The sequence below is a fragment of the Victivallis sp. genome, assembly GCF_048170485.1.
GTDB lineage: Bacteria > Verrucomicrobiota > Lentisphaeria > Victivallales > Victivallaceae > Victivallis.
This window is the reverse complement of record NZ_DBEXAY010000300.1, coordinates 31425-55493: the sequence shown is the minus strand read 5'-3', so window position 1 is coordinate 55493 and position 24069 is coordinate 31425. Positions and strand designations below refer to the sequence as shown.

Sequence of the window (24069 nt, the reverse complement as noted above, 5' to 3'; positions counted from 1 at the left end):
AAATATTTGTAAGGATATATCACCGTAGTTAGGGGGATCCATGAGTACTCAATGCTTGGCTAAAATGTTCTCCACAGATATCGGCATCGACCTCGGAACCGCCAACTGTCTGGTGTATGTGCGCGATATGGGAATCGTGCTGGCGGAACCCTCCGTGGTGGCCATCAAGGAGAGCACCCGGCAGGTGCTCAACGTCGGCAGCGAAGCCAAAAGCATGCTGGGTAAATGCCCCTGCAACATCCGGGCCATCCGCCCGATGAAGGACGGTGTCATCGCAGATTTTGAAATCACCGAGGAGATGCTCCGCTATTTCATCCAGAAAGCGATACGCACGGTGCCGTGGCGCAAACGGCTGCTGCACCCCCGGGTTCGGGTGGCGGTTCCCTCCGGCATTACCGAAGTGGAAAACCGCGCGGTGAAAGCCAGTGCGAAACGCGCGGGCGCCGGGGAAGTTGTTCTCGTGGAGGAACCGATGGCGGCCGCTGTCGGCGTCGGTCTCCCGGTGGCGGAACCGGCCGGCAGCATGATCGTCGACATCGGCGGAGGAACCACGGAGGTGGCGGTCATCTCCCTCTCCGGCATCGTCGGTTCCAAGAGTGTCCGGGTCGGCGGCGATGAGCTGGACGGCGCGATCATTCAACATCTCAAGCGGGTTTACAATCTGATGATCGGTGAACTGACGGCGGAACAGATCAAAATCCGGATTGGTAGCGCCTATCCGGTGAAAGATGATGAAAGTCTGGAAGTCAAAGGGTTGGATCTGGTTTCCCGGGTGCCGAAGACGGTCCGGGTCAGCGCGGCGGAAATCCGCATGGCGCTGCAGGAGCCGATCACGACGATTATCGAAGCGGTCCGGGCGACTCTGGAACGGTGTCCCCCGGATCTTGCGGCGGATTTGATCGACCGCGGGATCATGCTTGCCGGTGGCGGCGCGCTGCTCTCCGGGCTCGATAAGTTATTAACCGAAGAAACCGGGCTGCCCGTCTTCATCTCCGAAGAGCCGCTCAACGCGGTGGCGAAGGGGACGGGAGTCATGCTTCAGGAAGACAGTATCTGGTTGGCGTAGAATGAAAATCGATTTCAGCACCCTCCGTCCGGTCAAACTTGAGGACCGGAAATTGTTCGACGAAAAACTGGCCATCGGGGCAAGTCAGAGCTGCGAATGCAGTTTCCCCAATCTCTTCATGTACCAGGAGCCGTATGGACTGGAATTCGTGGAAGCCGGCGACCGGCTGGTCGTTTATGAACGCAAGGCCCGGACCATCCACTACCCCATCGGCCGCTGGACGGAGCCGGCCGAGCTCAAGGAGATCAACGACGCCTTCCTCGCGGAAGGGTTGACCGACGGCGGCATTTACGATGTGCCGGAGGAGTTTCTCGACCGCCATCCGGAATGCGATGATTTCTTCGAACTGGAGTTCGATGAAGGCGCGATCGACTACCTCTATTCGGTGGAGAAGATCGCGACCTTCACCGGTCCGAAACTGCGCAAGAAGCACAATCTGGTCAAACAGTTCCAGACCAACTGGCCCTATGCCGAAGTGCGCCGGATCACCAAAGAGGAGATCCCGGTCGTGGCAAAACTCGCCACCGATCTGAACTCCCGGCTGGAGCCCTGCGAATTTCTGGAGGAGGAGGCGCTGGCCATGAACCGCGCCTGGAACAACTTCGACGAACTCGGGCTTGGCGGCATCATCCTTTACGCGGAACCGGACTACCCGGCGGGATTCTCGGTCTACAGTTTGCTGCCCTCCGACACGGTGGATGTGCACTATGAAAAGGCCGACCACGCGGTCAAAGGGGCACCGCAAACCCTGACCTGGCAGCTGGCGATTGCGCTTCGCGGCAAGGCGAAGTTCATGAACCGCGAACAGGATATGAATGAGGAATCTCTCCGTCACGCCAAGCGTTCGCTGGATCCGGAACGGTTCTTCAAGCGGTACTTCCTGCGGGCGAAATAGAATTTTCAGCTTCAATCGCTCTTGTTTATAGATAAGGCCCGAAAGAAAATTCCGGGCCTTATCTTTTTGCTCTCAATTTTGCTTCAAAGCTGCCGGACCGGCAAAGCTCCGGATTGAGAGTTCCAGTCGCGATTGAACCAGGAACGCGGAGATTTGCGCACCTTCACTTCAACATCCATCGTCCGGCCGGAACGCCAGATCTGCATTTTGATCGTCGAATCAGGGGCCGCGGCGAACACCACCCCCTGCAGATCATGCGGCGTATGGATGGGGATATTGTTTGCTTTGAGCACGACATCACCCGGCCGCAACGCTTCCGCCGCCGGCGAATTCCGGTAGAGTTGCGCGATCAGCACACCGTATTCCAGACCGGCCTTGCGGCGCTCCTTGCGGTCGATCTCCTGCAGAATCACCCCCAGCCACGGGCGCTCCACCCGGCCGTTGCGGATCAACTCCTGCGACACCTGTTCCGCAATATCCGAGGAGATGGCGAAACTCAGACCGATGTTGCCGCCGGAGGGCGACAGAATGAAGTCGTTTACCCCGATCACCTCCCCCTGAATGTTCAGGAGAGGACCGCCGGAGTTGCCCGGGTTGATCGAAGCATCGGTCTGGACGTAGCTCTCATAGAGGTTGACACCGACGCCGCTGCGCTTCTTGTTCGAAACGATTCCGACGGTAACGGTCCGGCTGAGGCTGAAGGGGGCGCCGATGGCGATCGCCCAGTGGCCGATCTGCACCTTTTCCGCATCGGCGAAACGGAGCACCGGAAATTTCTCTTTGGAATCGATCTTCAGCAGCGCGAGGTCAGTCGGAGGATCGATCCCCACCACCTGCGCCGGGAATTCCCGCCCGTCATGCGTCGTGATCCAGAAAGAATCCTGATCGCGCACCACGTGGAAGTTGGTCAGAATGTAGCCGTCTTCCCGGATGAAAAAACCGGACCCCTGCCCCGACGGCACATCGAGATAGTCGATCTTCCGGCGGCGATAGTCGAAGAGGTTGGAGTACGGGCTGACGACGCCGATCCGCTTCTGCGCGGTAATCAGCACCACAGCAGGCATCGAATTGTTGATCGCCGTGGCGAACTCCCGCTGCAACCCGACCGCACTTCCAGGAGGAACCACCACCGGCTCCGGAACCATCGCGGAACCGGGCAATGTCGTATGCCCCCCGGTTTCAACCGGCGCCTCCTGCGGACGCGGTCCGACGAAACAGAAAAAAAGCATCAAAGCAATCACCGCCCCAGCCAGCGCGGAAGCGGTGAGCAGAAAAATCATCTTGATATTGTTCATTCGATCTCCTCACAGTTCGGGGTGGAAAATTCGAATTCAATATAAGATGATTCTTTCAAATATCAATAATAGTTCCTGATTTTATCGCTATTTTTTACAATCTTTTTTACAGAGCGATCTCCATAACGAAATCATCCATGAAGAAGCCGCCGCCGATGTCGATCTTGACCGCTTCGACCTGCTGGAGTCCGTTGCGCCGGTAGGCACGGAGCGCGTTTTCATTCTCCTTGTTGACATTGAGCCGCAGAAAACGATACCCCTGCTTTCGGGCGACGTCAATCGCATATTGCAACGCGTTAGACCCGATGCCGCGCCCATGGTAAGAGAAGTCCAGATAGAGCTTGTGAAGTTTCATCGTGGGCGGCTCCTTCCGATAGGGGCCGTAGGAGAGAAATCCGACCGGGCGGTCTCCGTCGCAGATGAGATCGAAGGAGATTCCCTCCCCGCGCTCCCGTTGAAGCACCGGAAGAGCGTACATCATTTCGATCATGTAATCGATCTGAGCCGGAGTGAGAATTTTCCCATAAGTTTCCGGCCAGATCCGGCGGGCGAGTTCCTTGATGAGCGGCAGTTCGGAATCTGCCGCAGGACGGATGGAAATTCCATTCAAATTCAACATATCTTCTTCTCCTTGATTTATTATCAGTCTCCGCCGGGCGGAGTTTGCCACGGAAATCAGCTCAGCGTGATGCCGGGCGGTAGACTTTGCCGAACACCTTCATCACCTGCTGCAGATCGCTCCAGGCCAGCCGTTTTCCGGAGGGATCCCGCAGCAGATAGGAGGGGTGGAAGGTCGGCATCACCGGGATGCCGTTATACCCGAGCCAGTGGCCGCGCAACCGGGTGATCCCCTCCCGCCGCTGAAGCAGGAAACGGGCGGCCACCGCACCGAGCACCACGATCACTTCCGGCTGAATCAGCTCAATCTGCCGCGCGAGATACCCGCGGCAGGCATCCGCCTCCTCCGGTTCCGGATTGCGGTTGTGCGGCGGACGGCACTTCACCACATTGGCAATGTAGACCTCCTCGCGGGTGAACTGCATCGCGAGGATCATCCGGTCCAGCAACTGCCCCGCGGGACCGACGAAGGGACGCCCCTGCAGATCCTCCTGTTCCCCCGGCCCCTCGCCGACGAACATCAGCCGGGCGTGAGGATTCCCCTCCCCGAACACCACCGAATGCCGGGTGGGCGCCAGACGGCACTTTTGGCATTGCAGGACGATTTCTCGCAGTTCCTCGAGCGTTTCCGGCTGCTTTCCGGCAGAGGAAGCGCACTCCGGAGCCGGTGCGGGAGCCGGCGGAACCGACGGAGGGATTGCCGGCCGGGATTCTCCCGGAACCGCTTCGGAACGAACCGGCTTCGGCGGCGGCGGTGCGTCCGTCTTCCCACTTTCGTTCCGGGCGGAGGCGCCGTTCCCCGCCGCCATGAAGGCGCGGAGCGTCTCCTCCGTCACCAGGTGGCCGGGATGGCGTTTTGCCTCCCGTTTCATGCAATCGATCAGCTGTTGAAAAAACTCTTCCGCCATAAATGCAGAAATCCCCTGCGTTCGCAAACGGTTTCCCACAGCAAAATATACGGTTTTTTGCGGAAAACAGTTGTTAAAAATCAAAATCGGGCTATCTTAATATAAACATACATCCGTTTTTTTAAAAGTGGCAAATTCGAAAGTTTCGCAAACATTGTCGAAAATTCATGCGGCCGGCCTCCGGTTCGCGCCAGTTTTCTCACCAACAAAGGAGTGCAGTAAATGAAAGTAGTCGTCGCTTACTCGGGCGGTCTGGACACCTCCGTGATCGTCAAGTGGGTCAAGGAGAAGTACAATGCCGAAGTGATCGGCTTCTGCGCCGACGTCGGCCAGGAGGAGGAACTCAACGGCGTCGAAGAGAAGGCGATCCGCACCGGCGCCTCCAAGTGCTACGTTGAGGATCTCACCGAAGAGTTCGCCCGCGACTTCATCTTCCCGATGATGCAGGCCAACGCCATCTACGAGGGGAACTACCTGCTCGGCACCTCGATCGCCCGTCCGCTGATCGGCAAGCGGCTGATCGAAATTGCCCGCGCCGAAGGCGCCGACGCGATCTGCCACGGAGCCACCGGCAAAGGCAACGACCAGGTCCGGTTCGAGCTCACCGCCTACGCGATGGAGCCCAACATCAAGATCATCGCCCCGTGGCGTGAGTGGGATTTCGCCGGCCGGATGGACCTCATCGCCTATGCCAAGAAGAACGGCATTCCGGTCACCTCCACCGCGGAGAAACCCTACAGCATGGACCGCAATTTGCTGCACATCAGCTTCGAAGGCGGCATTCTCGAAGATCCCTGGAACGAATTCCCGGAGGAGATCGCCGTGATGACCCGCCCGCTGTCGCAGGCGGCCAATGAACCCGAAGATGTGATCATCAGCTTTGAAAAGGGCATTCCGAAGAAGGTCAACGGCGAGGAGCTGTCGCCGGCCTCCCTGATGCGCAAACTCAATGCGCTCGGCAAGAACCACGCGGTCGGCAGGGTCGACATCGTCGAGAACCGTTTCGTGGGCATGAAGTCCCGCGGCGTCTACGAGACCCCCGGAGGCACCATCCTCAACATCGCCCACCGCGGGTTGGAGGAGATCACCATGGACCGCGAAGTCATGCACCTGCGCGACAGCTTCATTCCGCGTTACGCCGACATGATCTACAACGGCTTCTGGTATGCGCCGGAGCGCGAAATGCTCCAGGCGGCGATCACCGAAAGCCAGCGCTTCGTCACCGGCGACGTGCGGGTCAAGCTCTTCAAGGGGGCCTGCCATGTCACCGGACGGCGTTCGGAATACAGCCTCTACGACGACCACATCGCCAGCTTCGAAGACAACCGCGCCTACAACCACAAGGATGCGGAAGGCTTCATCCGGCTCAACGCCCTCCGGCTCCGGGTGCTGGCCAACAGCAAGCAGCGTCGTTACTGATCCGGCCGGTTCGACAGAGCGGCGCCATCCCGGCAGGGAACGGCGCCGCTTTTTTCTTGAGAACGGGAAAAATTTCGGAAAATCCCGCTTCTCCGGGCCCGGCCGATTGAAAAAGAGCCGTCCCCGTGGTAGATTATGGGATCGTTGATCTGTATCCATGGAACAGGAGTTATCATGTCGAAAAATTACAAAATCGCTGTGCTGCCCGGCGACGGTACCGGGCCGGAAGTCATCGCCGAAGCGGTCAAGGTTCTCGACGCCGCCGGCAAGAAGTTCGGGTTCACCACCGACAAGAAATATTTCAACTGGGGCGGCGAGCACTACCTCGCCACCGGGGAAACCCTGCCCGCCGACGCCAAGGAGCAGCTGTCGAAATTCGACGCCGTGCTGCTCGGCGCCATCGGCCACCCGAAAGTGAAACCCGGCGTGCTGGAGAAGGGAATCCTGCTCAAGCTGCGCTTCGACCTCGATCAGTACATCAACCTCCGCCCGGTTAAACTCTACCCGGGCGTGGAGACTCCGCTGGCAAACAAGAAGCCGGAGGATATCGACTATGTGGTCGTGCGGGAAAACACCGGCGGCGTCTACACCGGCATGGGCGGCAACGTCCAGATCGACACCCCCGACGAAGTCGCCTGCCAGAACTGGGTCTATACCCGCAATCAGGTGGACCGCTGCCTCAAGTTCGCCTTTGAACTCGCGGCAAAGCGGCACACGAAAGAGAATCCGTGGCGCGGACTCTCCGAAGAGGACCGCAAGGCCGGCTACACCTCGCAGCTGACGCTGGTCGGCAAGACCAACGTGCTGACCTTCGTCTGCGGCCTGTGGGAGCGCGCCTTCAACGCGATGGCGAAGAACTATCCGACCGTGAAGACCGCCTACTGCCACGTCGACGCCACCACCATGTGGATGGTCAAGAATCCGGAGTGGTTCGACGTCATCGTCACGGAAAACCTGATGGGCGACATCATCACCGACCTCGCCGCGATGACCTCTGGCGGCATGGGCGTCTCTTCGGGCGGAAACCTCAACCCGAACGGCGTGAGCATGTTCGAGCCGATCGGCGGATCTGCGCCGAAGTACACCGGGCTCGGCGTCATCAACCCGCTGGCCGCCATCGGCGCCGCGGCGATGATGCTGGACTTTCTCGGTGAAAAAGAGGCCGCCGCCGCCATTGAAAAGAGCATCGCCCACGTCACCGGCACCAAGCTCAAGTCGATGGCCGCCGGCAAGATGGGCTACTCCACTTCGCAGGTGGGCGACCTGGTGGTGGAAAACCTCTGACCGATGCCGCACTCTGCAATGGAACCGGATATGCAGGGGATCCTCGATCGCTGCCGGGAAACCGGCGGCCCTTACCTGCCGTTCCGGGGGCACGGCCTCTCCGGGCTGGTGCTCCGGGAGTGGCAGGAGCGGGGCGGCGATCTGGATGAGCTGCTGGCGAAACTGGACGGGCAGGAGACGAAGATCTTCAAGGCGCGGAAAAAAATCCGCGCCGCGATGGTCGGCGAACTCTTCGTCAAGCGGTACAACTACCGCGGTTTCGGCAACGCGTTCCGGCGCATGTTCAAAATGCCGCGCCCTTACCGGGTGCTGGCGGGGGCGATCCGGCTCCGGGAGTTTGAAATTCCCACGCCGGAGGTGATTGCCGCGCTCCGCAGCTACCGGTGGGGGTTGCCGTACTGCGACTATCTGGTCACCCGCGGAGTGTCTCCTCTGCGGATTTTCTGTGACAAGCTCGCCGGGGAGTTCGCCGCCGGCGACCCCTACCGTCAGTTTGTCTCCGGCATCGTCTCGCTACTGGTCAAAATGCACGGAGCCGGGGTGGAACACGGCGATTTAAGTTTGCGCAACATCTTCTGCCGCAAAAGTCCGATCGGCGTCTACTCCGACTGGGGTGTGATCGATCTCGACGGCTGCAAGGTGTGGGCGGAGGAGCTGCCCGAATCGCGCCGCCGCCGCGAGCTGGCCCGGGTGGTCAGCTCCTATCTGCGCTGCGTCCGCGCCTTCGACAAATCGCTCACGCTGGACGTCAACACCATCACGTTCGATTTCACCCGGAAATACCAGGAGCTCTCCGGCTGGAATCTGGCCGGCAGTTCGCTCGACGCGCGAATCGCCTACCTCGCCGGACGCCAGAGAAAGGATGCGCGGAAATGACGGAACAATGGCTGCTCTGGCGCGACGGCGTCCACGATCCCTGGTTCAACATGAGCGTGGATGAGCTGCTGCTGGAGGCGGCCCAGCAGTTCGGTGCACCGCTGCTGCGCACCTACCGCTGGGATCGCCCGGCGCTTTCAATCGGCTGTTCGCAGGTGTATCCGGAGGAGCAGGAGGCGCATTATGCGATTGTCCGCCGGCCGACCGGCGGCGGCAACGTCTTTCACGATGTCGATCTGACCTACACGGCGGTGATTCCGGCCGGACACCCGATCACTTTGCTCGACCGCATGGAGAGTTACCGGATTTTCCACGAAGCGATGCTGCCGATGCTGGAGGAACTGGGAACCCATGCCGGGCTGAAGGCGGACGAGTCTGCACACGTCGACCGCCGGACCATGCAATGCTTCACATCGCCGAGCCGGTTCGACGTCGTCGCCGATGACGGAGCGAAATACGCCGGAGCCGCCCAGCGGCGTACCCGGAACGGCATTCTCCACCAGGGGAGCATCCGGCTCTCGGCAGCCGGCGGCAGCTGGGAGAAGCTGGAAGAAGCGTTATTGAAAGCGCTGAAACACTATTTTAGCGCGGAGCAGATCCTGTTTACTCCGCCGACCGAACTGCTGGAGCGTGCGGAGCAGCTCGCCCGCACCAAATATGAAATGGCAAGGTGGAACCGTGGCGCGCAATCTTGAGGAACTCAAACAGACTCTGGGCTTTCCCGGGCCGTGGAGCAAACGGCTTGACGAGGCGATGACCCACCGCTCCTACGCGGTGGAGAACAACCTTGCCTACGACAACCAACGGCTGGAATTTCTCGGGGACGCGGTTCTGGAAATCATTCTTACGGAATATCTTTTTCATCTTTACCCCGACGCCCCGGAAGGGGAGATGACCAAAATGCGCTCCGCGCTGGTGCGGGAACCGGCGCTGGCCCGGCTCGCCCGCAAACTCCGGCTCGGAGACTACCTGCGGACCGGCCGCGGAGAACGCGACGCCGGCGGAGCCGACCGCGATTCGACGCTGGCCGACCTCTTTGAAGCGACGCTGGGGGCGTTCTACCTCGACGCCGGATTTGATGTGGTGCGCGATTTCATGCTCCGTCTGGCCCGGGAGGAGTTTCCCGATCCCCGCTCACTGCTGACCACATTGAACCCAAAAGGGCTGTTGCAGGAGTACTCCCAGCGGCGCTGGGGAACCACCCCGGAATATTCGGTCCTGCACACCAGCGGCCCCGAACATCTCCCGGTCTACGATGTGGAAGTGCATCTGCACGGATACATCGCCACCGGCCGTGCCGCCAGTCGGAAGCATGCCGAAAGCGAGGCGGCGAAGAATTTGTACCGTTTTCTTGCCAATCAGGAGAAACGCCCATGATGACCCCCGTCAACCTCCCTGCGGAAATTCATTTCGGTCGCGGCATCCGAAGCCGCCTCATCCAGGCTCTGCCACCGGGGCCAGTGCTCTTCATCGCCGGGAAACACTCCCGGAAGCGGATCGAAGAGGAGGTGATTCCCCGGCTCGAAGAGCGGGAATTCCGGCTTTTCTGCGGAGTCTCCCCCGAACCGCCGCTGGAGGAGGTCGAACAGGCCCGAGAGCTGGGGCGCGAAATCGGCGCGGTTTCGGTCGTCGGCTGGGGCGGCGGCAGCGCCATTGACGTGGCCAAAAGCGTCGCGGTTCTGCTCCCCTGCCCCGGAACGGTTGCCGATTATTTCTACGGGCGCCGGACGATTCCCGGCAAGGGTGCTTTCTTTGCGGCACTGCCCACCACTGCCGGAACCGGCGCGGAACTCACGGCCAACGCCGTGTTGCGCGACCCGGCAACCGACGTCAAGCAGTCGTTGCGCGGCGGCGACATGCTCGCCGACATCGCGCTCATCGACCCGGATCTGGTTCGCGACTGTCCGCCCGACGTGATCGCAGGGAGCGGATTCGACGCGCTCACCCAGGCGATCGAGAGTTTTCTCTCGCGCAAAGCGACGCCGGTCAGCCGTCTGCTGGCGGGTCAGGCCGCGGAAAAACTCCTGTTTCATCTGCAGAACGCCTTCGAAGGGAATTTGGAAGAACTTGATTTCGTCACCGAAGGGAGCATGCTCGGCGCGGCGGCGTTCGGTCAGTCCGGCCTCGGTGCGGTGCACGGGCTGGCGCATCCGATCGGCAGCATTCTGCACGTGCCGCACGGGGTGTGCTGTGCCATTCTGCTGCCGGAGGTGCTCCGCTGGAATCTCCCGGCGGCGCGCGACGCCTTCACCGAACTTGCCGGCCAACTCGGCTGTGCGTCGCCGGAAGAGCTGATCGACCGGATTGAATCTCTGCGGAAAATGCTTCAACTGCCGGAGAATTTCCGCCGGTACGGCCTCGAAGCCCGTCACCACGCCTTCATTCTGGCAAACTGCCGGTCGGGGAGCATGAAATGCAATCCGCGCGAACTCTCCGACGCGGAAGTTTCCGAACTTCTGGAGAGAGTGTCATGAACACCATCGTCGCGCTCGGCCCGAATCCCGCCTGGCAGAAGACGCTCTTTTTCAAAGAGTTTCATTACGGGAAAGTCAACCGGGCAGAGGAGATGCAGGCCTTTCCGGCCGGGAAAGGAATCAATTTCTGCCGGGCCGCCGCCTGCCACGGCAGGACGAAAGCGGTATTGATTCAGTTCACCGGCGGCGAAAACGGCGACCGCATCCGGCGGGAGCTTGAACGGGAGGGAATGCCGGTGCGTTCAATTCTGACCGGCGGCCCCACCCGGAGCTGCACCACCTGCCTCGACCGCGCCCGCCAGGTGATGACCGAGGTGATCGAACCCTCGTTCGCCGCCACGTCGGAGGAAGTGGAGGAGATGCTCGCCGCCTTCCAGGAGGAGCTGAACCGTGGTGCGGCGGGGGCGGCTCTCTGCGGCACCTTGCCGACCGGAACCGATCCCAACCTCTATCCGCGTGCGGCGCAACTGGTCCGGCGTGCCGGAATTCCGCTGCTGCTGGACTCCTTCCGCAATACGCGCGATGTGTTCGAATCCGGGGCGGAGGTCTGGTACAAGGTCAACCGGGAGGAACTGCGCGAAATGACCGGGGAGCCGGAGGTGACCTCCGGCCTGCGGCAGGTGTTCCGTTTCCCGGCCGTGAAGTACGCCGCCATCACCGACGGCCCCGACAACGCCTATGCGAGCGACGGCAAAACGCTCGCCATCTATCAGCTGCCGGCGTTGCCGGAGGTGGTCAATCCCATCGGCTGCGGCGATACCGCCAACGCGATCTGGATGAGCGAAATTCTCGCCGGAAGCGATCTCTTTGAAGCGTTCCGGCATGCGCTGGCGGCCGCCAGTGCCAACTGCCTCACCGCCTTTCCCGGCAGTTTTTCGCCGGAGGAAGCGGAGAAAATCGCCGCCGAAATCACCGTCGACTTCGCCGAACTGTAACGCGAATTTGCAGAAAAGTCCATAGTTTGTCTGAATTTCTCCATTGGGAAATCCTCCTGCGGGCAGTATACTATACAGCAGAAGGATCCGGCATTCAACCGAACAGGAGAACAGAAGCCATGGAAGTAATCATTCGCCCCACGACACAGGAAGCGGTGCATCTCACGGCCCGCCTCATCGCCGACGCCATCAACGCCAAACCGGAATTCAAGCTCGGACTTGCCACCGGCGCAACGATGGAAGCGGTTTACGCGGACCTCGCAGCGATGAACCAGCGCAACGAGGTCGATTTCTCGCTGGTCAAGACCTTCAACCTCGACGAATACATCGGCCTGCCGCCGGAGGATAAGAACTCCTACCGCTATTACATGAATTATCACCTCTTCCGCCACATCAACATCGACATTCGCAACACCAATCTGCCCGACGGCATGGCGAAAGACGAGGTGGCCGAGGGAGAACGGTATGAAGCGGCCATCCGCGACTGCGGCGGCATCGACCTGCAGCTGCTCGGCATCGGCAGCGACGGCCACATCGGTTTCAACGAGCCGATCTCCTCGCTCGCCGGACGCACCCGTTCGAAAGCGCTGACTCCGGCGACCTATGCGCAGAACAGCATCTACTTCAACCCGCCGGAATCGATGCCGCGCCGCGCCTTCACCATGGGCGTCGGCACCATCCTCGACGCCAGGCGGATCATCATGCTGATCACCGGAGCCAGGAAAGCCGGAATCGCCGCAAAGGCACTCGAAGGGCCGGTCACCTCGATGGTCACCGGGAGCGCGTTGCAGCTGCATCCGCGCACCGTGGTCATCCTCGACGAAGCAGCCGCCGCGGAACTCACCCAGAAGGAGTACTACAACTGGGTCTTCGCCAACGAGCCGGAATGGGCGCAGTACCGCTGAACGGCAGGAGGTTTTGCCATGCAGAAACTTCAGATCTCCCCCCGGCATCTGCCGGAACTTGATCCGGGCTTCGTGCCCGCGGCGCTGTGGAACCGGGAATTCCGCCGTCTGGCGGAGGCGTCCGGCGCCCCGGTCAAACTGGCGCTCGTTCTGGAACGCGCCAATGGAACCCGCTCCCGTTTCGACACGGTGATTCTGCCGGACACCGAGGAAAATTTCGATCTCAACTTCCGTTATGTCGAGCGGATCGTCAAATTCCTGCTCTGGTCGCGGGGCGGCTGGAAACTCACCGTCGGCGGCAGCAGCCGTCTCGGTGATGCACTCCGAAGCACCTACTCTCCCAAAGGAGAACGTGCCTTCGATTACGACGTAATGGGCCGGAAAATCTACGACCGGCAGTTCACGGTGGAAAACTGTTCGTTTGAAGCGGCTCCCGCTGCCGGAGAGATCGGCGTCAAGCTCGGCGGTCACTTCGACGGCTGCCGGATCGGCTTCGACCTCGGCGGCTCCGACCGCAAATGTGCGGCGATTCAGGATGGAAAAACGATCCACAGCGAAGAGGTGGTGTGGGATCCCTATTTCCAGAGTGACATCGAATACCACCGTGCCGGCATCCTCGACTCGCTCCGGCGCGCCGCCGCGAAACTTCCGCGCATCGACGCAATCGGCGGCAGCGCCGCAGGAGTTTATGTGGACAATCAGCCGCGAATTGCGTCACTCTTCCGGGGCATTCCGGAAGCGGATTTCGCCACCAAAGTCCGGCCGATCTTTCTGGAAATCGCCAAAGAATTCCCCGGCGTGCCGTTCGTCGTGCTCAACGACGGCGAAGTGACCGCGCTTGCCGGTTCGATCAGCCTCGGGAAGAACAGTCTGCTCGGCGTCGCGATGGGCACCAGCGAAGCGGTCGGCTACGTCACCCCGGCAGGATCGCTCACCGACTGGCTCAACGAGCTGGCGTTCGCGCCGGTCGACTACCGGTGCGATGCGCCGCGCGACGAGTGGTCCGGCGACCTCGGTGTGGGAGCAAATTACCTGTCGCAGCAGGCGGTCGGCCGTCTCGCTCCGCTGGCCGGATTTGAATTTCCGGCGGGGACTCCGCTGCCGGAACAGCTCAAGCTGGTCCAGAAGGCGATGGCGGAGCAGGATCCCCGCGCGGAGAAGATCTACCGCGCCATCGGCAGCTACCTCGGGTACGCGGTCGGCCATTACGCCGACTTCTACGAGCTGGAGCATCTGCTTCTGCTGGGGAGAGTCTCTTCCGGCCAGGGCGGTTCGATCATCATCGAAGAGGCACAGGCGGTGCTCCGCGACGACTTCCCGAACCGTCACGTCGAGTTCCACATCCCCGACGAATCGTTCAAGCGTCACGGTCAGGCGGTGATCGCCGGGACTCTGCCGGAGTTAGGCTGATCGAAATTCTTGACATTTGTCAAACCAATGATATATTACGCGCATATCTTCGGAATATCCGAAACAACCAACCCCTGAAAAGGAGAAGAAAAATGGCGGCGAAAGTCAATGAGGAAGCCTGCAGCGGCTGCGAAACCTGCGTCGGAGCCTGCCCGGTGAGCGCGATCGCGATGGACAACGGCAAGGCCAAAGTCAACGAGGCGGACTGCATCGAGTGCGGCGCCTGCGTCGGCGAGTGCCCCTGCGAAGCGATCTCCCTCTAAGAGCATCCGCAGACAGGAAGCGGGCCGGAGTCGGTGCATGCCGACAACCGGCCCGTTTTTCATGTTCAGGCAAGGAGGAGCTACGTTGAGACAGCGTTCCGGATTGTTCGTCCCGCTGATGGTGCTGGCGGTACTGCTCTGTTTCGTCCAGGGGTATCTGTTCCGCGACTTCTGGTTCGACGAGGCGCTCACGGTGCTCAACTTCGCCCTGAGCGAACCGGTGAGCAACATCTACTTCAACTACCCGATTCCCAACAATCACATCGTCTATACGATGGTGCTCCGTCTCTGGATCGAACTTCAGCCCTCCTCGATCGATCCGGTGGTCTGGATGCGGTTCCTTTCGGTACTCTTCGCCGGAGCGACGCTTGTTCTGCTCTACCGGCTTTTCCGCAGTCAGTTCGGCGGAGCGCTGATGCTTCCGGTGCTGACCGCCACTGCGGCCTCCGTGCCGTTTCTCGTCTACGCGACCGCCGTCCGGGGCTATATGCTCAGCGCCCTGCTGGTCACGGTTGCACTGCGTTTCGCCCTCGACTACGCCCGCTCCGGTTCCGGAAAGATGCTCGCCGGGTACGCCATCACCTGCTTTCTCACCACCGGTGCGATTCCCAGCAATCTGGCCGCGCTCGGCGGCGTTGTCCTTTACGCTCTGCCGCTCTGCGGAAACAATTTTCTGCGCCGTCGCCGGTTCTGGATTCTCGCGCTGACCCCGGTGGCGATGTTTCTGCTCTTCTATCTGCCGCTGGCACGGCAGTTTCTCGGCGTCCTCCGGCTCGGCGAAGGATGGGACAACGGCTTTGCCGTACTCCGCGCCGTGCTGGCGGCCTTCCTCTACAGCTACGCCATGCTGCTGATTCCGGCGACGGGATCGATCCTCGCCTTCGACCGCGACCGTTACAACTGGCTCTGGTCGGCGCGGGCGATGATCTGGCTGCTGCCGGTACCGGCGGCGCTGCTGCTGCCGACGGCGCCCTTCCCCCGGATCTTTCTGCCCTTCTTCCCGCTCTGGGCTCTGTTGCTGGCGGGGGGAATCCGCGACCTCTCCGCGCTCAACTGCCGCTGGCGCCGCCGCTGGCAGCCGGCAATCTGGATCGGCGCACTGACGCTGGCAACTCTCGGCTGGGGCTGGACGGCGCAGTGGCCGGAACTGCGGCAGGCCTTCTCCCGCCGTTGCGGCGGCGCGCCGTCGGACGATTTCTTTTACGGGTACTATCTCCGGCCGAACCACGTTCCCTCCCAGACGATCGCCGCGCTGCAGAAGCGATTCCCCGACGGTGCACCGCCGGTCTACATGAGTTTTTCAGCCGACCCGTGGCCGCTGATGTTCTACGGCCAGCTCTCCGGATTCGCTCCGGCGAACTACCTCTTTGACGGCCCGCGCGGACCGGTTCCGGCCCTGCCCCGGGGGACGCTGGTGATCCAGCGCCGCGGCGAGTCCGCAGAAGAGCTGGAAAAGCGCTTTCACTGCACCCTGAAACCGGTGCTGGAAAACGAAAATCACGAGGTCCGGCAAGTTGAGTAATCCCCCGCCACTGCTGGTTCTGATGGGGCCCACCGCTTCCGGAAAAAGTGCACTTGCGCTGGAGGCGGCCCGCCATCTCAACGGCGAAATCATTTCCGTCGACTCCATGCAGCTCTATCGCGGTCTGGAGATCGGCACCGCACAACCGACGCCGGAGGAGCGGAAGCGAGTTCCCCACCATCTGGTCGGCGAGTTCGACTTTCACACCCGGATCGACGTGTTTCAGTTCTGCCGCCTTGCGGAACAGGCCATCGACGACATCCGTTCACGCAACCGTCTGCCGATCCTCGCCGGAGGAACCGGTTTCTACCTGAAAGCGTTGCTCTACGGGATCGACGATCTCCCCGCCGACCGGACTCTGCGCGCCGAACTGGATGAGCAGTATGATTCCGACGCCGGGGAAGCCGCGCTGCATGACCGAATGCGCACGCTCGATCCAGCCGCGCTGGAACGCTGGGGGAAGTGCCGGCGGCGGCTGATCCGCGCCCTTGAAGTGAGACTGCTCACCGGCAAATCGATTCTGGAGCTGCAGCAGAATCCCGGCGACACTCTGCGCTACCCGGTCCGCGCCTGGAAGCTGGAGGTGCCCCCCGAACTTCTCGCAGAACGGATTGCCCGGCGCGCCGAAGCGATGCTCGACGCGGGCTGGATCGACGAGGCGCGCGCCGCCATCGCCGCCGGGTTGTTCGACACCCCCACCGCCCACCAGGCGATCGGGTACCGGCTGATTGCCGAACATCTCGCCGGAGCTCTGACCCGAAGCGAACTGCTGGAACGGATCATCACCGTCACCCGGCAGTTCGCCCGCCGTCAGCGAACCTGGTTCCGCCACCAGCACCCGGAGGCCCGCACCCTCCCCTGCCCGGACGGCACAACGCCGTCGTGGGAGCGCCTTACGGAATCTCCAGAAAATCCTCCGCTTCGGTAAGACAGCGGGCGGCCCCGGCAGGCGCGACGTACATCAGATCCTCCAGACGGATGCCGCCCCACTCCGGATAGTAGAGGCCGGGTTCGACCGTCACGATTTCGCCGCCGCGCAGAGGCGTGTGGTTGCGCGGAGAGAGACGCGGCGCCTCGTGAATATCCAGCCCCACGCCATGGCCGAGGCCGTGGAAGAAGCCGAAATCGGCCTTGTCGCTCCGGCCGGTACGGAATCCGGCCTCCTCCATCTTCCGCGCCGCCGCGAGGTGAATCTCCGCCGGGTCCGCCCCGACTTTGACCAGCGACTTGCCCAGTTCACGGGCGGCGAGGACCGCGTCGTACGCCCGGCGCACCAGTTCCGAAGCCTTTCCCTTGACCACGGTCCGGGTGAGGTCGCCCCAGTAGCCGGTCTCCGCGGAACGGGGGAAGATATCCATCACAATCGGCCAGTCGGCCCGGAGCGGTCCGGAACCGGTGTTGTGCGGCTGTGCCGCCTGCTCACCACCGGCGCAGATGGTTCCGGTCGGTTGCATTCCGAGCCGCACCATCGCCACATCGATCTCCGAACGGAGAATTTCGCTGGTGAGAAGCTCCCCCCGCCACCGGATCATCCGGTCGGGGGTGATTTCACTTTCGCGCAGCACTTCGACGGCGCGGCGCAACCCCGCCTCGCCCGCCCGCTGTGACCGGATCACCGCGTCGACCTCGGCGGAAGACTTGAACTCGCGCTGCGGGAAAAACACCCCTTCTTCCACCCGCACCTCCAGCCCGCGCCCGCGCAGCCGGTCCGCCCAGAGCACCGGGAAGTCGGCGGGCACAAGATACCCCGCCACCCCGAGGGAAGCGGCCAGCCGGGTCAGCATCTCCAGCCGGTCCGGGCCGCCGAACTCCGCCTCGGCATGGACGGTCACCCCGTCGCGCGCCTGTGCGACCGCCCGGCTGAACTCCAGCGGCGAACAGATGACGCCGCGCTCCCGGTCGGTGCTGAAATAGAGGAACTCATCCGGCGTCGAAAATCCGGCGGCGTAGCGCATATCCGGCGAACTCTCCCCGGAAGCGAGAATCAAACGTGCAATTTTATTCATGAAACCCTCCCGCAACGGTTGAAAAACATGTGGATTCGAGGCATATTTTATAACAGGATATAACATAACGCGGCTCAACCGCCGTTTCAATCTGAAAAAAACAGGTTTTTTATGAACGCATGGCATTTCGCCGTTCCGGTGGCGGCTTACTTCATCGGGGCGATTCCGTTCGGCTTTCTGATCGGCAAACTGCACGGCATCGACATTCGCAAGGTCGGTTCCGGGAACATCGGAGCAACCAATGTCACCCGCTCCGTCGGCAAGGCGGCGGGCAAACTCTGCTTCTTCCTCGACTTTCTCAAAGGAATTCTGCCGGTCTACCTCGCCGGACTGCTCTGCCCCGGGGAACCGGTCGTGGCCCTCGCCGCCGGAGCCGCCACCATCGCCGGACATATGTTCCCGGTCTACCTCGAATTCAAAGGGGGCAAAGGGGTCTCCACCGCCGCGGGCGTCGCCCTCGCGCTGGCGCCGTATCCGCTGCTCATCGCCTTTGTCAGCTGGGTGATCGTCTTTCTCGTCTGGCGCTACGTCTCGCTCGCCAGCATCGTCGCCGCCGTCGTGCTGCCCTGCACGGCGATTCTCTTCGCCGTCGGCGGCATCGGCGGAGCGACGGCGACCTCCGGCATCACCATCGGATTCTTTCTGTTGATCAGCCTGCTGGCAATCTATCGCCACCGGAGCAATATCGTGCGGCTGCTGAACGGTACCGAGAGCCGCTTCGAAAAGAAAAAACACGGAGACGCCAAATGAGAATCGCCGTACTCAGCGACGGAGCGTGGGGCACCGCGCTCGCGTTGAATCTTGTCGCCAATGGTCACGAGGTCACCCAGTGGGGTCCCTTCCCCGACTACCTCGCCGAAATGGCCCGCACCCGGGAAAACGCCCGGTTTCTGCCCGGGGTGAAACTGCCGCAGGAACTCCATTTCGAGCCGGAGATGGGCAAGGCGGTCAGCGGGCGCGAACTTCTTCTGCTGGCCACGCCGACCCAGTATCTTCGAAGCGTCCTGAAACAGCTTCAGCCGTTCCTCGAGCCGGAGCGGCAGCTTCTGGTCAACGTCGCCAAGGGGATCGAGGTGGAGAGCTGGCTGCGCATCAGCGAAATGGTAGCCGAAGTGCTCGGGCGCACCCGGTACGCGGTGCTCTCCGGCCCCAGCCATGCGGAGGAGGTCTCCCGCCGGGTTCCGACTGCAGTGGTGGCGGCGTCGGAGAACTCCGCCGACGCGGAGCTGGTACAGCGCATTTTCCTCAATGACAACTTCCGGGTCTACACTTCGGCCGACGTGGTCGGCGTCGAACTCGGCGGCGCGCTCAAAAACGTCATGGCCATCGCCGCCGGAATCATCGACGGCATGAAACTCGGCGACAACCCCAAGGCGGCGATGATGACCCGCGGAATTTCCGAAATGGGCCGTCTCGGCGAACTCCTCGGCGGCAAGGCGCAGACCTTCTCCGGATTGAGCGGTATCGGCGACCTGATCGTCACCTGCACCAGCGGGCACAGCCGCAACCGTCACGTCGGCGAAGAGCTCGGGCGCGGCAGAAAACTCCCGGAAATCCTCCAGTCGATGGGGATGGTGGTTGCCGAAGGGGTTCCCACCGCCCGCGGCGCCTACACCCTCGCCCGGAAAACCGGCGCGGAGACGCCGATCATCGACGAAATCTACGCAGTTCTCTACGAAGGGCGCGACGTGCCGACCGCCATCCGCAACCTGATGAGCCGCACGGCCAAGCCGGAATAAGAGTTCATGATGCGAGGCGTTCGGCGGCTCTTTCTCCTCCTCATCGTCGCGGGCGCGGCATTTGCCGCGCAGGCCGGACGCATGGTGACGGTGGAGGCGGCGACGCCGATCTTCCGCGCCCCTTCGTTCGACGCGCCCCTGCTCGGAATCGCCAACCGCGCCTTTCAGGCCGAGGAAAAGGCGGAGAAGCTCGTGCTGGTTTCACGCCACCCGCTCGCCCGCTACCACCGGTTCAGCGAACTTCTGCTGCCGGATGGCCAGACCGGATATGTGAATATCCATCTCACCGCAACCGAACGGGGCACCTTCCGTTCCGGCAACGTCGTCGAATGGTGGCGGCTCACCCTGCTGCCGCTGTTCGCCGGCGGAGTGCTTGCGGCGGCGGCCGCCGCCTGGAAGTTCCGGAATGAGCCGGGGCGCCGCAGCTGGCTCTTTCTCGCGCTCACGCCGATCCTGCTCCGCCAGTTCCTTCTGCTGCTTCTGGTCAACGCGGGGCAGAACATGATGCCGAATCCGGCGGATGAACCGGGGTACTACGCCAATCTGACCGATTTTCTCGCCGGAGATTTTTCGCGCCGCTGGCACTTCACCGTCGGCACCAGCCTCTTCTATCTGCCGTTTGAACTTGTCTCCGGCACCCGCAACCTCACCGACATCCTGCTGCCGCTCTGCTAGACAGAGGGATTTCTTCTTGCGCCGCTCTCGCTCGGTCTCGGCTTCCTGATCGCCCGACGGCTCACCGGCAGTTCCCGGATTGCATTCGCCGCCATGTTGTTCTGGGCACTGCTCCCCTTCCTCTGTCACCATCAGCCCGATTTCGTTAACCGGCTGTTCCAGAACTGGCTCGGCATGCCCAGCTCAAAATTCACCTACAGTCATTACGTCACCCTGATCGGCTGCGGCTTCAACGCCATGAGCGACACGCCGTCCACTTGTCTCGTACTCCTCACCATGACCGCACTGCTCTACCTGCCGGTCTCGTGGAAAAGCGCGGCGCTCTCGGCCTTCCTCTTCGCTCTGGCCTGTCTCTTCCGCATCAACAACATCCTGTTTCTGCCGGTTGTCGCAGTTCTGGCACTCTTCCACCGGCGCGGCTATTTCACACGCGCCACGCTCCCCGCTGCCCTGGGGGCCGGATTCGCCGCCTTTCTGCTCGGATTCCTCCCCCAGCTGCTGGTGAATCTGCACGGCTTCGGCAATCCGCTGCGTTTCTCCTACACCAACTATGCCGAAGGAGCGCACACCTATCTTGCCTGGATCTTCGTCGAACTGACCAGCGTCTTCTATCTCAGCGCCAACGGCACGCTCTGGAGCCTCGCGCTTCTCTCGCTCCTGCTGATGCGAGACCGGAAACTGCGTCTGGAGCTGCTCGTCTGGATTCTGCCGGTCACGCTCTTCTTTTTCGCCTACAGTCACGGCACCGACGACCCGGTCCGCTTCATTCTGACCGCGATTCCGGCGCTCTGTCTCGCCGTCGCCGCCTCCGGGGTCTGGAATAACTTCCGTCTGCCGGACGCCGCCGACGCGACCGCTGTCGTCGCCGGATGGTTCTTCGCCCCGCTCAATCTCTCGGCAGGGAACTGGAGTTTCTACGGGGAGAATCCACTGCAAATGATTCTGCGCCGCAATGGCTTCGGCGGCGCGGAGCTCGTTCTGCTACTGCTTGCCGCCGCAGGGATAGCCCACCTCGCAACACGCAAACACCGTCGGGCCGCTCTGCTGCTGGGCGGTGTTACCCTGTTTCACCTTTTCGGCAACGCCTGCTGGCTGTTGTGTCTCTTCCCGGTCTTGATGATCATCGCGCTCCGCGATATGGTGCAGCTTAGAAGAGAGGCTATTCAGAAAAAGAATTCCGAAACGGCGCAAATCACGCAGGAGACGGCCCGTCCAGCCGCCCCGTCCCGCTGAGAAGGTTCCACCGGCTACGCCGGCAGGTGCAGAGCCAGAAGAATGCCGACGAGGAGCAGGAGAAGCTCCGTCACGGCACCGGCCAGCGTGATGAGATCAGAGGTGATCCCGTCACTGCAACGCTCGAAATATTTTGCAAATCCGGTCGCGCAGAAGTAGACCGCCGCGCCGGCTCCGATCATCCCGACCGGAAATGCGAGCATCATCACGACGTACAACACCACCAGAATGCGCCAGAGCCGCATCCGGCTCTCCGGCGCAACCGGCAGGAGCGGAGGAGCTCCCCCCGCCGCGGGCTGCAGCGCCAGAAACGCCTGCACGAAAAAGGCGCCGACGAGCACCGCCACAATCCACAACTTGGCATGAAAGAAGCAGAGCAGGAACAGAAAACAGATTTTCAACGCTTCAAGCAGTCCGAGAAAAAGTCCCGCCGCCACATTGTTGAGCGCGGCAATGTCGGAATTGAGCCGGGGAAGCGCCTCCACCGTCGGAACTCCCCGCAACCGGAGCAGGAAGAAAGAGCCGAGCAGCGAAGCTCCCCGCCCCGAGTCCTTGAATTCCAGGAATGCCGCCGCCAGCAACGCAAAGACGATGCTCCCGCCCACCGGGTTGAACACCACGCAGCAAAACCCCGCCACAATCACCAGCAGCACGCCCACCGCCAATCCGACCAGAGGGAAGCCGCAGGCCGTGGAAAGCGCATCGGCACCGTGCTTCAACTGCAACCGGAAATATTCCGGCAGCGGGAAGTCGATCAGCATCCCCCACGCGGCCAGCGTACCGCGATACAGCTTTTCGATTTTAGACATCGTCCTTGACCCTCCAATACTCTCTCTCCATCAGATCGTGTACGCGAAGCGCCAGCGCCTTGCGATCCTCACCCGGCTCCGGATGCACCACCGGCAGAACGTAAACCCGCATTTTGATCTCCTTCAGCCCGAGAATGCGCCAGACATGCGGCAGCAGTTCCTGATCACCGTACCAGGCGAGCGGCTCCGTCTGTTTCGGCACCCCTTCGTAAAAGAGCAAGGTCGGCTGAATCGGCAGAGCGAGTTCCGCGGCCGCCTCAAACGGCGTCGACTTGAACGGCAGCAATCCGTGCTGGCCATCGGTGCTGGTGCCCTCCGGATAAACCAGCATGGCAATGCCGTTCTGCATGGTCGCCTCCATCTCTTCGGCGGCCTCCTTCGATTTCTGCCGGGACTTCCGGTCGATCCAGACCGGGCGGTTCAGGCTGATCATGAATCCGAGAAACGGCCAGGAACGAATCTCTTTTTTCGGCGCGAAACGAATGCGGAAAATTGATGCATGCGCCACAATGTCAAGGTATCCCTGGTGGTTGCCGACGATCAAACCGCCCTCAAACGCCTCCGGATTCCCGTAGACGGTGATTTTGTGGCCGGCAATCCGCGCACTGCCTCGCGCCCAGAGCCGGGTCCAGGCCGCCGCTTTCGCCACCCCGTCCCAACCTTTCTTCCGGTTGACCAGAGCCACCCATACCGTCAGGATGAGGAACCAGAATAGGAGCAGCAGCGCCCGCACCAGCCGTCGAATCAGTGCCATGAGTCCCGTTTCTCACACGTTGAAGTGTTTCACATATTTATCCGGAAGTTCCGCAAAATCAAACCAGACAAGATAGTCGATCGAACCGAATTCGCGATCCAGCACCGGCACACCGGCCACCTTCGCGCCGATCCGCAGGTACCCTTTGAACAGCGGCGGAACCTCCCGCCGCAGATCGACTGCAGCAATTTCCTGCTCCGACGGGCGGGCCAGTTCAAACCCGGCCCGGGGCGTGGCGGCAATCGCCGTCGTGAGCTGCCCGGAGCGCCGCAACTCCTCGTAGAGCGCCCAGCCGATCGCGCCGTTGGTGTGCTCCAGACTGACGCAGCCGAGCATGTAGCGGAATCCCGCCCGGCGGTGTGCCTCCGCAATCCCCTCCCACAGCATCGCGACCACCGCTCCGGAACGGAACGCCGGATCCACACAGGAGCGGCCGACCTCCAGCACCTTTCCGGCAAGCTCGCGGAGCCCGGTGATCTCATATTCCTGCTCGGAATAAAATCCCCGCCCGGCCAGAGCGGTCGTGCCGAACTGCATCCGATAGGTTCCGACCACCCGCCCGGTCTCCCGGTCGATCACCAGCAGATGGGAACAGTAATCGTCGAACTCATCCCGGTCGATCCGGCTCTGGAGCGAGGCCATCCGCCCCTGCTCCAGTTTGAACACCTCATATCGAAGTCGGAACGCCTGCTCCAGTTCTGCGGAAGTCTCCGCAAGTTTCACCAGAAACCTGCGACTCTCCGCCAGCACCGGCCCCCCGTGGATCAAATTCATCTCTGCCGTCTCCAACTGCATTTTCTCCTCAATCGCCCCCGCCGACCGGAGACGCATTTTTTCACTTCATGGTAGAGGCCTCCTCCGCCGGACAACTCCGGATTCCCAACCGGTGCGTCAGCTCTCCGCGGTACGCCTCAGCTACCATTGATAAACGATAGCACTTCTCCGGGCTTTTTGCAAGAATTTATCTGCTTAAACTTCGCGAA

Annotated in this window: 25 protein-coding genes; 18 read left to right on the top strand and 7 right to left on the bottom strand. The window is 61.7% G+C overall.

Annotation, left to right across the window (positions count from 1 at the left end; all coding sequences use genetic code 11):
- The first annotated feature begins 64 nt into the window (after positions 1-64).
- Together ACMLHG_RS15815 and ACMLHG_RS15810 are read left to right on the top strand one after the other, a co-directional pair.
- Complete coding sequence (locus tag ACMLHG_RS15815; RefSeq protein WP_417171109.1) at positions 65-1066, top strand: rod shape-determining protein; 1002 nt, start codon at positions 65-67, stop codon at positions 1064-1066.
- Between the two features lies 1 nt (position 1067).
- Positions 1068-1961, top strand: coding sequence for a DUF2156 domain-containing protein (locus tag ACMLHG_RS15810; protein ID WP_295806643.1), 894 nt, complete (start codon positions 1068-1070; stop codon positions 1959-1961).
- Between the two features lie 83 nt (positions 1962-2044).
- Here ACMLHG_RS15810 and ACMLHG_RS15805 read toward each other — a convergent pair whose 3' ends face one another.
- The 3 genes from ACMLHG_RS15805 to ACMLHG_RS15795 form a co-directional block, all read right to left on the bottom strand.
- Positions 2045-3256, bottom strand: coding sequence for a S1C family serine protease (locus ACMLHG_RS15805; protein WP_417171108.1), 1212 nt, complete (start codon positions 3254-3256; stop codon positions 2045-2047).
- Positions 3257-3362: 106 nt separating this feature from the next.
- A complete protein-coding gene (locus ACMLHG_RS15800) occupies positions 3363-3875 on the bottom strand; it encodes a GNAT family N-acetyltransferase (protein ID WP_417171107.1) in 513 nt (170 codons plus the stop codon).
- 61 nt (positions 3876-3936) lie between these two features.
- Positions 3937-4782, bottom strand: coding sequence for a uracil-DNA glycosylase (locus ACMLHG_RS15795; RefSeq protein WP_295806635.1), 846 nt, complete (start codon positions 4780-4782; stop codon positions 3937-3939).
- Positions 4783-5004: 222 nt separating this feature from the next.
- On the opposite strand from ACMLHG_RS15795, the gene ACMLHG_RS15790 reads away from it, so the two are divergent.
- From ACMLHG_RS15790 to miaA, 12 genes are all read left to right on the top strand, one after another.
- Positions 5005-6201 (top strand): argininosuccinate synthase, encoded by a 1197-nt coding sequence (locus tag ACMLHG_RS15790; RefSeq protein ID WP_295806633.1) that lies wholly within the window; start codon positions 5005-5007, stop codon positions 6199-6201.
- 174 nt (positions 6202-6375) lie between these two features.
- Entirely contained in the window at positions 6376-7485 is a 1110-nt protein-coding gene (locus ACMLHG_RS15785) for a 3-isopropylmalate dehydrogenase (protein WP_294435417.1), read from the top strand.
- A 3-nt stretch (positions 7486-7488) separates the two neighbouring features.
- Positions 7489-8361: a lipopolysaccharide kinase InaA family protein gene (locus ACMLHG_RS15780; RefSeq protein ID WP_417171106.1), complete on the top strand. Its 873-nt coding sequence runs from the start codon at positions 7489-7491 to the stop codon at positions 8359-8361.
- Positions 8358-9056: a lipoate--protein ligase family protein gene (locus ACMLHG_RS15775; RefSeq protein WP_417171105.1), complete on the top strand. Its 699-nt coding sequence runs from the start codon at positions 8358-8360 to the stop codon at positions 9054-9056. The genes ACMLHG_RS15780 and ACMLHG_RS15775 overlap by 4 nt, the downstream gene beginning before the upstream one ends.
- Entirely contained in the window at positions 9040-9738 is a 699-nt protein-coding gene (rnc, locus tag ACMLHG_RS15770) for a ribonuclease III (RefSeq protein WP_295806625.1), read from the top strand. Before ACMLHG_RS15775 ends, rnc begins: the two co-directional genes overlap by 17 nt.
- Positions 9735-10835, top strand: a complete 1101-nt coding sequence (locus ACMLHG_RS15765) for an iron-containing alcohol dehydrogenase family protein (RefSeq protein ID WP_295806624.1) — start codon at positions 9735-9737, stop codon at positions 10833-10835. The genes rnc and ACMLHG_RS15765 overlap by 4 nt, the downstream gene beginning before the upstream one ends.
- Complete coding sequence (locus ACMLHG_RS15760; RefSeq protein ID WP_417171104.1) at positions 10832-11770, top strand: 1-phosphofructokinase family hexose kinase; 939 nt, start codon at positions 10832-10834, stop codon at positions 11768-11770. The genes ACMLHG_RS15765 and ACMLHG_RS15760 overlap by 4 nt, the downstream gene beginning before the upstream one ends.
- Positions 11771-11889: 119 nt before the next feature.
- Positions 11890-12675 carry a glucosamine-6-phosphate deaminase gene (gene nagB, locus ACMLHG_RS15755; protein ID WP_295806619.1) on the top strand — a complete coding sequence of 262 codons (786 nt, stop codon included), beginning with the start codon at positions 11890-11892 and terminating at the stop codon, positions 12673-12675.
- An 18-nt stretch (positions 12676-12693) separates the two neighbouring features.
- Entirely contained in the window at positions 12694-14085 is a 1392-nt protein-coding gene (locus ACMLHG_RS15750) for an ROK family protein (RefSeq protein ID WP_417171103.1), read from the top strand.
- A 92-nt stretch (positions 14086-14177) separates the two neighbouring features.
- On the top strand, positions 14178-14348 hold the full coding sequence (locus ACMLHG_RS15745; protein ID WP_294435403.1) for a 4Fe-4S binding protein: 171 nt from the start codon (positions 14178-14180) through the stop codon (positions 14346-14348).
- An 85-nt stretch (positions 14349-14433) separates the two neighbouring features.
- Positions 14434-15870: a hypothetical protein gene (locus tag ACMLHG_RS15740; RefSeq protein ID WP_417171102.1), complete on the top strand. Its 1437-nt coding sequence runs from the start codon at positions 14434-14436 to the stop codon at positions 15868-15870.
- A complete protein-coding gene (gene miaA / locus ACMLHG_RS15735) occupies positions 15863-16798 on the top strand; it encodes a tRNA (adenosine(37)-N6)-dimethylallyltransferase MiaA (protein WP_417171101.1) in 936 nt (311 codons plus the stop codon). Before ACMLHG_RS15740 ends, miaA begins: the two co-directional genes overlap by 8 nt.
- Here miaA and ACMLHG_RS15730 read toward each other — a convergent pair.
- Positions 16764-17876, bottom strand: coding sequence for a M24 family metallopeptidase (locus tag ACMLHG_RS15730; RefSeq protein WP_417171100.1), 1113 nt, complete (start codon positions 17874-17876; stop codon positions 16764-16766). The genes miaA and ACMLHG_RS15730 overlap by 35 nt on opposite strands.
- Before the next feature lie 111 nt (positions 17877-17987).
- On the opposite strand from ACMLHG_RS15730, the gene plsY reads away from it, so the two are divergent.
- From plsY to ACMLHG_RS15710, 4 genes are all read left to right on the top strand, one after another.
- A complete protein-coding gene (gene plsY, locus ACMLHG_RS15725) occupies positions 17988-18626 on the top strand; it encodes a glycerol-3-phosphate 1-O-acyltransferase PlsY (RefSeq protein WP_295806609.1) in 639 nt (212 codons plus the stop codon).
- Positions 18623-19615, top strand: coding sequence for an NAD(P)H-dependent glycerol-3-phosphate dehydrogenase (locus ACMLHG_RS15720; protein ID WP_295806607.1), 993 nt, complete (start codon positions 18623-18625; stop codon positions 19613-19615). Before plsY ends, ACMLHG_RS15720 begins: the two co-directional genes overlap by 4 nt.
- Positions 19616-19621: 6 nt before the next feature.
- Positions 19622-20290: a hypothetical protein gene (locus tag ACMLHG_RS15715; protein ID WP_417171099.1), complete on the top strand. Its 669-nt coding sequence runs from the start codon at positions 19622-19624 to the stop codon at positions 20288-20290.
- A 93-nt stretch (positions 20291-20383) separates the two neighbouring features.
- Positions 20384-21523, top strand: coding sequence for a hypothetical protein (locus ACMLHG_RS15710; RefSeq protein WP_417171098.1), 1140 nt, complete (start codon positions 20384-20386; stop codon positions 21521-21523).
- Positions 21524-21537: 14 nt separating this feature from the next.
- Here ACMLHG_RS15710 and ACMLHG_RS15705 read toward each other — a convergent pair whose 3' ends face one another.
- Genes ACMLHG_RS15705 through ACMLHG_RS15695 form a run of 3 tightly spaced genes read right to left on the bottom strand, consistent with a single transcriptional unit; the run spans position 21538 to position 23917 of the window.
- Entirely contained in the window at positions 21538-22332 is a 795-nt protein-coding gene (locus ACMLHG_RS15705) for a hypothetical protein (protein ID WP_294434958.1), read from the bottom strand.
- Positions 22325-23086: a lysophospholipid acyltransferase family protein gene (locus ACMLHG_RS15700; protein WP_295806601.1), complete on the bottom strand. Its 762-nt coding sequence runs from the start codon at positions 23084-23086 to the stop codon at positions 22325-22327. Before ACMLHG_RS15700 ends, ACMLHG_RS15705 begins: the two co-directional genes overlap by 8 nt.
- Positions 23087-23098: 12 nt before the next feature.
- Positions 23099-23917: a GNAT family N-acetyltransferase gene (locus tag ACMLHG_RS15695; RefSeq protein ID WP_417171097.1), complete on the bottom strand. Its 819-nt coding sequence runs from the start codon at positions 23915-23917 to the stop codon at positions 23099-23101.
- Positions 23918-24069 lie beyond the last annotated feature (152 nt).

What these genes read in the sequence shown, in the direction of transcription:
- ACMLHG_RS15695 (WP_417171097.1), bottom strand. Translation starts at nt 23,917, where the DNA reads ATGCGTCTCCGGTCGGCGGGGGCGATTGAGGAGAAAATGCAGTTGGAG.
- ACMLHG_RS15700 (WP_295806601.1), bottom strand. Translation starts at nt 23,086, where the DNA reads ATGGCACTGATTCGACGGCTGGTGCGGGCGCTGCTGCTCCTATTCTGG.
- plsY (WP_295806609.1), top strand. Translation starts at nt 17,988, where the DNA reads ATGAACGCATGGCATTTCGCCGTTCCGGTGGCGGCTTACTTCATCGGG.
- ACMLHG_RS15730 (WP_417171100.1), bottom strand. Translation starts at nt 17,876, where the DNA reads ATGAATAAAATTGCACGTTTGATTCTCGCTTCCGGGGAGAGTTCGCCG.
- ACMLHG_RS15705 (WP_294434958.1), bottom strand. Translation starts at nt 22,332, where the DNA reads ATGTCTAAAATCGAAAAGCTGTATCGCGGTACGCTGGCCGCGTGGGGG.
- ACMLHG_RS15815 (WP_417171109.1), top strand. Translation starts at nt 65, where the DNA reads ATGTTCTCCACAGATATCGGCATCGACCTCGGAACCGCCAACTGTCTG.
- ACMLHG_RS15780 (WP_417171106.1), top strand. Translation starts at nt 7,489, where the DNA reads ATGCCGCACTCTGCAATGGAACCGGATATGCAGGGGATCCTCGATCGC.
- ACMLHG_RS15745 (WP_294435403.1), top strand. Translation starts at nt 14,178, where the DNA reads ATGGCGGCGAAAGTCAATGAGGAAGCCTGCAGCGGCTGCGAAACCTGC.
- nagB (WP_295806619.1), top strand. Translation starts at nt 11,890, where the DNA reads ATGGAAGTAATCATTCGCCCCACGACACAGGAAGCGGTGCATCTCACG.
- ACMLHG_RS15800 (WP_417171107.1), bottom strand. Translation starts at nt 3,875, where the DNA reads ATGTTGAATTTGAATGGAATTTCCATCCGTCCTGCGGCAGATTCCGAA.
- ACMLHG_RS15805 (WP_417171108.1), bottom strand. Translation starts at nt 3,256, where the DNA reads ATGAACAATATCAAGATGATTTTTCTGCTCACCGCTTCCGCGCTGGCT.
- ACMLHG_RS15810 (WP_295806643.1), top strand. Translation starts at nt 1,068, where the DNA reads ATGAAAATCGATTTCAGCACCCTCCGTCCGGTCAAACTTGAGGACCGG.
- ACMLHG_RS15790 (WP_295806633.1), top strand. Translation starts at nt 5,005, where the DNA reads ATGAAAGTAGTCGTCGCTTACTCGGGCGGTCTGGACACCTCCGTGATC.
- ACMLHG_RS15760 (WP_417171104.1), top strand. Translation starts at nt 10,832, where the DNA reads ATGAACACCATCGTCGCGCTCGGCCCGAATCCCGCCTGGCAGAAGACG.
- ACMLHG_RS15795 (WP_295806635.1), bottom strand. Translation starts at nt 4,782, where the DNA reads ATGGCGGAAGAGTTTTTTCAACAGCTGATCGATTGCATGAAACGGGAG.
- ACMLHG_RS15765 (WP_295806624.1), top strand. Translation starts at nt 9,735, where the DNA reads ATGATGACCCCCGTCAACCTCCCTGCGGAAATTCATTTCGGTCGCGGC.
- ACMLHG_RS15785 (WP_294435417.1), top strand. Translation starts at nt 6,376, where the DNA reads ATGTCGAAAAATTACAAAATCGCTGTGCTGCCCGGCGACGGTACCGGG.
- ACMLHG_RS15715 (WP_417171099.1), top strand. Translation starts at nt 19,622, where the DNA reads ATGATGCGAGGCGTTCGGCGGCTCTTTCTCCTCCTCATCGTCGCGGGC.
- ACMLHG_RS15720 (WP_295806607.1), top strand. Translation starts at nt 18,623, where the DNA reads ATGAGAATCGCCGTACTCAGCGACGGAGCGTGGGGCACCGCGCTCGCG.
- ACMLHG_RS15775 (WP_417171105.1), top strand. Translation starts at nt 8,358, where the DNA reads ATGACGGAACAATGGCTGCTCTGGCGCGACGGCGTCCACGATCCCTGG.
- ACMLHG_RS15750 (WP_417171103.1), top strand. Translation starts at nt 12,694, where the DNA reads ATGCAGAAACTTCAGATCTCCCCCCGGCATCTGCCGGAACTTGATCCG.
- ACMLHG_RS15710 (WP_417171098.1), top strand. Translation starts at nt 20,384, where the DNA reads ATGTTGTTCTGGGCACTGCTCCCCTTCCTCTGTCACCATCAGCCCGAT.